General features: G+C 66.4%; 7 protein-coding genes. 5 read left to right on the top strand and 2 right to left on the bottom strand.

Annotation, left to right across the window (positions count from 1 at the left end; all coding sequences use genetic code 11):
* Window positions 1-183: 183 nt before the first annotated feature.
* Entirely contained in the window at window positions 184-414 is a 231-nt protein-coding gene (locus VFW04_19245) for a capsid cement protein (GenBank protein ID HEX5181476.1), read from the top strand.
* Between the two features lie 299 nt (window positions 415-713).
* Window positions 714-1,859: a hypothetical protein gene (locus tag VFW04_19240; protein HEX5181475.1), complete on the top strand. Its 1,146-nt coding sequence runs from the start codon at window positions 714-716 to the stop codon at window positions 1,857-1,859.
* 242 nt (window positions 1,860-2,101) lie between these two features.
* Here the strand turns inward: VFW04_19240 and VFW04_19235 are convergent, their stop codons facing one another.
* Complete coding sequence (locus VFW04_19235; protein ID HEX5181474.1) at window positions 2,102-2,878, bottom strand: hypothetical protein; 777 nt, start codon at window positions 2,876-2,878, stop codon at window positions 2,102-2,104.
* Between the two features lie 558 nt (window positions 2,879-3,436).
* On the opposite strand from VFW04_19235, the gene VFW04_19230 reads away from it, so the two are divergent.
* On the top strand, window positions 3,437-4,840 hold the full coding sequence (locus tag VFW04_19230) for a PQQ-dependent sugar dehydrogenase (GenBank protein HEX5181473.1): 1,404 nt from the start codon (window positions 3,437-3,439) through the stop codon (window positions 4,838-4,840).
* Window position 4,841: 1 nt separating this feature from the next.
* Here VFW04_19230 and VFW04_19225 read toward each other — a convergent pair whose 3' ends face one another.
* A complete protein-coding gene (locus VFW04_19225) occupies window positions 4,842-5,660 on the bottom strand; it encodes a helix-turn-helix domain-containing protein (protein ID HEX5181472.1) in 819 nt (272 codons plus the stop codon).
* Window positions 5,661-5,993: 333 nt separating this feature from the next.
* Here VFW04_19225 and VFW04_19220 point away from each other — a divergent pair, with 333 nt between their 5' ends.
* Entirely contained in the window at window positions 5,994-6,500 is a 507-nt protein-coding gene (locus VFW04_19220) for a hypothetical protein (protein ID HEX5181471.1), read from the top strand.
* Window positions 6,501-6,513: 13 nt separating this feature from the next.
* Window positions 6,514-8,784: a M28 family peptidase gene (locus VFW04_19215; GenBank protein HEX5181470.1), complete on the top strand. Its 2,271-nt coding sequence runs from the start codon at window positions 6,514-6,516 to the stop codon at window positions 8,782-8,784.
* The last annotated feature ends 8 nt before the right edge of the window (window positions 8,785-8,792 follow it).

Here is an 8,792-nt window from a genome sequence, read left to right as displayed (position 1 = left end):
AACGCACTCAGGCGGGCGTTCAACTCCGCGTGCTGCTCGGGCGTCATCATCGGTTCGCCTCCACGGGTGGGATGATCACCTTCGCCAGGGGTTCGAGCCCGGCCTTCGCGTACACGGCCGTGAGCCGGGTGTGAAACTCGGCCGGGCGCGGGGCTCTGCACCAGTGGGCAGGACGCCGACGCGGTGACACCCACGCAGGGCAACGGCGCGAACCAGCCGCAAGGCTACCTCGCCGTGCCCGGGCTGCCGGTGCAGGTCGAGAGCGGGGCCGCGTTCGCGAGTGGGGCGACGTTGCAGAGCGACAGCACCGGGCGGGCGATCACGTGGGCGAGCGGGCCGAAGCTGGCGCGGGCACTCGAAGCGGCGTCGGCGGCGGGACAGATCAAGTGGGTCGTGTTCCTGAGCGGGCGTTGAGTTAGGCCAAGCATCAGCGAGCGAATCGCCGGTGACGTTCGTCAAACGGGTATCTTGCGCGGCCTGGCGCAATGCGGAACATTGGTACCCAACCACTCCGGGCATTCACACCCCATGTCACGCTACTTCAAGCTCAAGGCAACCACATTCGTCCCGGACCCGGCGCTCGATTGGCTTCGCGCGGGCGACGTCTTTATCGGTGAGACCGTTCCGAATCGCCCTGGCTTGGTCCAGCTGGCTCATCCGACAGACCCGGGCAAGTCCTATGCGGTTAGGAGCGAGGACGTCGACGAGGTGTCATGAATCTGTCGTTTTGGAAGCGCCGCGAGGTGGCGTCCGTTCTGACTGAGCAACCCGTTCCAGCCCAGACCCGACGTCCGATTGACCTGCGGTGGCAACCGATTCTTGCCGACGCGCTGGAGGCAACACGCTGGTGGCTCGACCGCCATACTGTCCAGCAGCTGGCTAACGGTGACGTATGCGTGTGGTGGCGCATCAAGGATGATGATAAACCATCCGCTCAATTCCTTCGCCAGCACATCCGCAAGGAGGACTTCGCGGTCAAGACTGTTGCCGTCGTCATCCCCGACGAGGCACCGCCAATCATCGAACGGCGGCAGTCCCCTGAGTGGCAGACGTCGGAGCCAGGCGGCGCGGTGCGTTCCGTCGTTGGGCTTCTCTGGTTCGAAGCAACGGTGATTGCGGGGGAGCGTGCCGAGAAGCAGCCAAACATCGACGGTCGTTGGGTTAGCACGGCTGGAACTCTCGAACTGCGTCTCGACCTACAGCGGCGGGGGGTCAACTTAGAAGGGCATGCCGACCTGATCACCGCAGAGAGCACTTCGCGCTTTCGCGTCATTGCTGTGCTAACAGACGCGGACACGTTTATGATGGAGCTGCATCGAGATCCTGAACCCCTGGCTTACTTTCGCGTTGCGGTGGCCATTATAGGCGACGGGGCCGTCCTTGAGACGCTGGTGATACGCTCGGACATGGAGCCAATACCGTTCACGCTGAGGCGCCCCGATGACGATTTTTCTCCACAGTACGCGATAAACATCACGACGGAGCAATATCATCGGGGCCGTCCCTTCGAGGGTTTGCCGTGGTACAGCCGCATCGGCGATCTGCTCTTCACCTTCAGCTTTGTTCAACTTACGGACGAGCGAAGCCTTAGCGCCCTTCACGGAGTTGCCGAAATGGTTGGACGAAACGAAAGGCAAGTTCTCCCGATCAAAGGAGCCATTGCGGCTGTGTTAGATAGCGGTGCGCGGCCGAGTGTGGAAATGTTGATCGGCGATCACTACAAGTTCTCTGGCTACCTGGCCGAGACCAACGTACTGCGCGGCTTCGCTGAAGATCATGACCATCGCCTACCGATGGTGATAGCCCGACAAGGGAATCCGGAAATGCTCGCAGCGATTCGGGAGCCGGATCACTCTTAGCTCGCGACGCGTGACCCAAGCATGGCAACACCCGACGGTTAGTTTGGCCTGGCGTTCGTCCGCGAATGCGGCGATAAGGTCTACTTCATGCCCAACGGGCGCACCGTCGTCCAAGTTCGCCTAACCGCCCGCGATCTGAAGCGGGTCGCGGCGCTGGCTGCCAGTGACGGCGTGACGGTGTCCGAGTTCGTGCGATGGCTGATCCGGCGAGAGTTGGGCGAGGAGCGACGTGCAACGCGCAGTCACCAGCCGGCAGTTTCTCCGGTCGCGTCTGGCAAGAAGAACTCGACTGCTATCCCGCCACCACCGAAGTAATTGTCGGCCATCTTGATCTCACCTCGCGGGTACTTGCCGCCGAACAGTGTAAGGATGTAGTGATCGTGCGCCTTCTTCACGGCGTCGCGAAACGAGCTTGACCGGCCGAGCGTGTCGATGTCAGGTGGCAGGATGATGTGAAGCGGGTCCGTCTCTGGGTTGCCGCCCTGCGGTAGCGAAGCGCGAACGGCGTAGCGCCCGGCGTAGATGTCCTCGTTGAACAACGTGAAGCCAAGGACACCGACGAAGTAGCGCTCGCCTTCCTTCTCACCTTCCTGCTTCTGCTCGAACGAGAAGAACTCGGCCCGCATCTGCTTAGTCGCAGGCCGTGTTGAAACCGGGACGCGTCCGACCTCTACACCGTCAACTTCGATCACGAATGCATAGTCACCAATGGTCGGGAACTTCGCTGTACTCAACGAAAAACGCACTGGTAGGTGAACCTCGCCGCTCGGCGCGCGGAGCGTCGTTTGCTCATTCTCGATGAGCGGTGGCGAATCGTGAGCGCCAGTCACGCGCACCGAAAAGCGGTGCTTGCCCTCCGTGAGATCATCGCCAGCCACGATGAACACGAGCGACAGCCCTTCGAGCGGAACGCCCGACCTGGGCTGAACCGTCGCGATCTCGCCGACCTGCTGTCGAGCGGACACGTTGCCGTTGGTGGTATTAACGTCGAGGCCGAGAACTGAAAAGGCTAAATGCATGGTGAATTACCACTCCGCTTGGCCTGATGTTCTGCGCTCTGCCCGTGCTCGTCAGGGAAAATTAGTCCTGCTCAGCGTAGGGCGACAAGCATCAGGGCTGGTCGCCCTACGCTGACGTTTTCTTCGGTGGTCCAGAATCACGGCCCGATCGCATTTCTTCGCTTGTTCAAAAATCTGTTCAAACGGGGCCTGTTCAAGCACCTGTTCAAGCGCAGGTGAGCGCAGGTGGGCGTCGTTAGGCTCACGTAGAAAGGAAGAAGGGTGCCCATGAGCCTAACTGAGCACCCTTCTCGGTTTTATGAGTCCGCTGCTCTAACCAACTGAGCTAAGGGCCCGCAACAAACGTAAGGTACTCCGGCGTGTCAGCCTGTCCACTGCAGACTCCAAACGCCCGCGTCAGGTTCCCGAGGAGTCGCACGGCGTGGATCTGCCCGGGCTGCGCTCGGCGCCCGATCCTGACGCGCCCGCGACCGCGATGTAGATTCTCGTGCGTCCGACGGGCGATCGCCGCGCCGGCGGTTTTGCGATGTCGAACATCCACCACGTCGAGGATCGGTCATGCGGGATTTTGCGGGAGCGGGGATGAGAAGTCGGCGGGGCCGCGCGACGGGCGTCGCGCTCGCGACCGTCGCGGTGATGGCCTGCGGCGGGTCGCAGAAAGCGCCGAAGTCCGCGGGCGACTCGACGGCGGCAGCGGCGAACGCCACGCCCAAGGGATGCGACGCCGGCAACGGCGGCATCACGCTGCCCCCGGGGTTCTGCGCCTCGGTGTTCGCCGACAAGCTCGACCACCCGCGCCACCTGGTGGTTGCGCCTAACGGAGTCGTCTACGTGAACACGTGGCACCCGCGCCGGGGCGGCGAAGGCGGCAACAATGACAGCGCCTGGAGGGGCGGCGCCATTGTCGCGCTCCGCGACACCACCGGCGATGGGCACGCCGATGTCACCGACTCCTTCGGCGACAGCGCCACGGCCGGCGGCCACGGCGGCACGGGCATCGCGCTGCACGGCAACTCCCTCTACGCCGAGGAGTCCGACCGCATCGAGCGGTACGCGCTGCCCAGCGCCGGCATCGTGCCCGCGGGAAAACCGGCCGTCATCGTGTCCGGCATGCCGTTAGGCGGCAACCATCCGATGCACGCCTTCGCCATCGATTCCTCCGGGGCGATCTTCGTCGAGATGGGCTCGGCCACCAACGCCTGCCAGGTGCGAGACCGCACGCTCCATTCGCCGGGCCACATGCCGTGCACGGAGCTCGCGACGCGCGGCGGCATCTGGCGCTTCGACGGCAATCGCACCGGCCAGCGGTTCTCGCCGTCGGCGCGGTACGCCACCGGCATCCGCAACGCCGTCGGCATCGCCTTCACGCCTAACGGAGAGCTCTTCTCGACCCAGCACGGCCGCGATCAATTGGCGGGCAACTGGCCGGAACGCTACACCAACGAGCAGAGCGCCGAGCTCCCCGCGGAAGAGCTGCTGCACATCGAGAAGGGCGCCGACTACGGCTGGCCCTACTGCTACTTCGATGGCGCGCAAAAGAAGCTGATGCTCGCGCCCGAGTACGGGGGCGATGGAAAGAAAGAAGGGATCTGCGCGACCAAACGCGGGCCGGTCGCGTTCTTTCCCGGTCACTGGGCGCCGGATGGCCTCACGTTCTACGGCGGCTCGTCATTCCCATCGCACTACAAGGGCGGGGCATTCATCGCGTTCCACGGCTCGTGGAATCGCGCGCCGCTGCCGCAAGCCGGCTACCTGGTGGCCTTCGTCCCGTTCGACGGCGACACGGTGAGTGCGCCGTACGAGATTTTCGCCGATGGCTTCGCCGGAGCGAACAAGCAGCCGGATGCGGCGGCGCATCGGCCGACCGGTGTCGCCGTGGGCCCCGACGGGGCACTGTACATCAGCGACGATGCCCACGGCCGCGTGTGGCGCGTGACGTATCATGGCGCCGGCGGCCGCTAGCCTAACGCGCCACTGCGGCCCGCGGCGTGTCCACCGTGTTGCGCGCTGCCTCCGACAGGGGCGCGTCGAGCAAGGCCTCGATCGCCATCTCGGGCGCGGGCGCATCCGGCAAGGCGCGCGCGTGCACGCCGAACGTGCGCTTGAGGTCGGCGCGCAGCGTACTCGCTTTGCCGTAGCCCAACGTCTTGGCCACGCCGTCGCACGTGCGGATGCCGTCGTAGAGCAGCCGATACGCCGTGAGCACGCGCGCGGCGCGCAGAATGATCTTGGGCGTCGGCAGGCCGGCGCGCATGAAGTGTCGTTCCACGGTGCGGCGGGTCATGCAGGCGCGCGTTGCGATCACCGAGACGTCGGCGCGCGCGTCGTCATCGTGGATGCCCTGTTCGACGGCCGCGCGCAGCCGGCGTGGGAGCGGGGCGAGCAGCGCCACGAGGCGCGCCTGCGCGCGATGGGTGATGGATGCGCGAACGAGCTCGCCTAACGCAGCCGACAGGTGGTGGGTCGAGTCGTCGACGCCGGCGAAGACCGCGCTGCGGACGCCGGCGCCGCCGAGGTCGAGCAGCAGACGCGCCGTGTCCGGCCGCAGCTGCGTGTACAACAGCCAGCGCACGCACGCGTGGCGGCGTACGGTCTGGAGCAGCTGCGGCTCGTCCAGCGATTGGTCGAGCAGCGGATCGAGCACGACAATGTCGGCGCCGTTCGCGCGCATGGCGGCCTCGAGCTGGACGAGCTGGCCCACGACGACGGCGGCGCACCCCGGCGGCGCCACGTTCCGCACCCTGGCGACATGATACGCCGGTACGGCGATGCTCAGCTGCATCTGGACGCGGTCCTCGATTCCGAGTGTGGCGGTGCGGGGTGACACCTGTTTCGAGATAGGAATATCTGACTCGCGCGCCAGACCGTGGCACGTTAGTCCGTCTTGCGTAAGGCATCGCGAGGGCGGTGGCGTCGCGAATCGGGACGTGCTGTCGCATTGCGGGACTTGCGCGCGGCGTCAGTGGCGATCGATTGGTGCCGCGTCGTCCTGTACAGTTCGCCATCGCCGGCGTCACAAGCTCGGCCGCGGCCGCCTACGTTTGGTTGCACCGCGGCGTGCGGCGACGCGCCGGTCGGCGAACCTCCTGCCCCGAGACCCTTTCTTCATCGTCTCATGCCCGACTTGCTCATCCGCATCAAGCGCGCGACGGATGGGGCCGCCGCCCTCACGTGCGTGCGCGCCGACGGATCCGTCACCTGGCAACGCCAGCCGGGTTCGTTAGGCGCGTTCTTTCCCACCCACGATCTGACGCACTATGCGGTCGAGACCACGCTCGGCTACCGCCAGGGCTTTTACGGCCTGATCGCCGACGGATGGGAGATTTCCGATTTCGAGACCGCCAAGGGCGATATTCCGCGCGAAGCGCGTGAAGCCGAGCTCGTCGTCGGTGTGTTCGAGATGGAGCTGCGGATGGGCCGTGACTGGTCGGGCGACGAGTTGCGTGAGCAGGGGGAGCGCTATGCGTCGAGCACACGGCCCGAGCGCGCCCGGATGCCGCTGCCGCCGTTGACCGACGACGACATCGCGCGCGTCCGCGCGCTCCGGGCGGCGGTGTTCGAGCAGTGGGAGGCCGTCGTCCCCGGCGGCACGCTGGAACTGGCGTTCTCGCGACCCACCTGACAGAATCCAGCGCATGCGACTCACACCCCTCGTTGCTCTCGCCTGCGCGTTGACGCTGCTCCCGGCCCCGACGCCTTCCACGCCGCCCGGCGGCCTAACGGGATTCTCCGCTGCCGGCGCCCGTGCCGAACGTGGCTGGGAAACCAAGTTCAAGGCGATACCGTCGCCGGACAGCGAGCGCGCGTACATGCGCCACCTCACGGCGCGGCCGCACCACGTCGGCTCGCCCTACGACAGCGCGAACGCCCAATGGATCCTGGCGCACTTCAAGTCGTGGGGACTCGACGCGCACATCGAACGCTTCGAGGTGTTGTTCCCGACGCCGAAGGAGCGTCTCGTGGAGTTGGTTGGGCCGACGCATTTTCGTGCGTCGCTGCTCGAACCCACAGTGCCGGGCGATCCGACCTCGTCGCAGCACGCGGAGCAGCTGCCGACGTACAACGCCTATTCCGCGGACGGCGACGTCACCGGGCCGCTCGTGTACGTGAACTACGGTCTGCCGGCCGACTACGACGAGCTCGAGCGCCACGGCGTGTCGGTGAAGGGCGCGATCGTCATTGCCCGCTACGGCAACTCGTGGCGCGGCGTCAAGCCGATGGTCGCAGCGGAACACGGGGCAGTGGGCTGTCTCATCTATTCGGATCCGGCCGACGACGGCTACGGCCAGGGCGACACGTATCCGAAGGGTCCGTACCGTCCGCGCGAGGGTGTGCAGCGGGGCAGCGTGATGGAAATGCAGCTCTATCCGGGCGACCCGCTCACGCCCGGCGTGGGCGCGACGCACGATGCCAAGCGGTTGTCGCGTGCCGACGCGCCGACGATCACCAAGATTCCGGTGCTCCCGATCTCGTACGGCGACGCGCAGCCGCTGCTGGCTGCGTTAGGCGGTCCGGTGGCGCCCGAACCGTGGCGCGGCGGGCTCGGCATCACCTATCACCTGGGCTCGGGACCGGCGCGCGTCCACCTCGTGGTCAAATCCAACTGGGACATCAAGCCGGTCTACGACGTGATCGCCACCATTCGCGGCAGCACCGCGCCCGACGAGTGGATCGTGCGCGGCAACCATCACGACGGGTGGGTGAACGGCGCCGAAGATCCGACGGCGGGGCAGGTCGCGATGATGGAAGAGGCGCGCGGGTTAGGCGCGCTGCTCGCGCAGGGCTGGCATCCGCGGCGCACCATCATCTACGCGGCCTGGGACGGCGAGGAACCGATGCTGCTCGGATCCACCGAGTGGGTGGAGGAGCACGCGGACGAGCTGCGCCAGAAAGCCGTCGCCTACATCAACAGCGACACGAACGACCGCGGCTATCTCTTCGCGGGCGGCACGCCGTCGCTGGCGCCGTTCATCAGCGACGTCGCCAAGGATGTCGAGGATCCGGAGACCCATCTGTCGGTCTGGAAGCGCCGCAAGCTCGCCGACATCCGCCAGGCGCGGTCCGACGAGGCGCGGGCCGAAGCCCGCTCGAGCGACGTGCTGCGGGTCGGTCCGTTAGGCTCGGGATCCGATTACTCGGGGTTCGTCGATCACATCGGGATCGCCTCGTTGAACATCGGCTTCGGCGGCGAGAGCGAGGCCGGCGGCGTGTACCACTCGATCTACGACGACTACTACTGGTACACGCATTTCGGCGACACGTCGTTCGTGTACGGCCGTGCGCTGTCGCAGATCGGCGGCACGGCGGTGATGCGGCTCGCCGATGCGGACGTCCTGCCCTACGACTTCGTGACGCTGGCGTCGACGGTCCAGCGCGAAGTCGCCGATCTGCAGCATCTGCTCACGACGGAGCAGGCGGCGACGGTCGAGCAGAATCGCGAGATCCAGGAGGGGGTGTTCGCGGCCACGTCGGACCCATGGCATCCGACCAGCGCACCGCCGGCTGCGCCGGTGCCGCCCTATCTTGGCTTCGCGCCGCTCGAGAACGGTGCGGACTCGCTGACGCACGCGTCGATCCGCTACGCCAAAGCCTTCAACGCGCTGGCCGCCAACACCTCATACGGCGCCGGCGCGGCGGCCGGCGTGAACGCGCTGCTGCTGCAGGCCGCCCGGCGCCTAACGGACAAGCGCGGGCTGCCGGGCCGTCCGTGGTACACGTTCGAGCTCGAGGCGCCGGGCTTCTACACGGGGTACGGCGCGAAGACGATGCCCGCGGTGCGGGAGGCGATCGAGCAGCGCAAATTCCCGCTGGCACAGGAGCAGATCGCCGTCGTGGGCGCCGTCCTCGACGCGGAAGCCGCGTTAGTCGACTCGGCGGCCCGCCTGCTGGGCCCGCGCACGCCGTAAGGCGAGCG

It is taken from the genome of Gemmatimonadaceae bacterium (assembly GCA_036273715.1).
Lineage (GTDB): Bacteria > Gemmatimonadota > Gemmatimonadetes > Gemmatimonadales > Gemmatimonadaceae > JADGGM01.
This window is presented reverse-complemented; position numbering and strand designations above follow the sequence as displayed.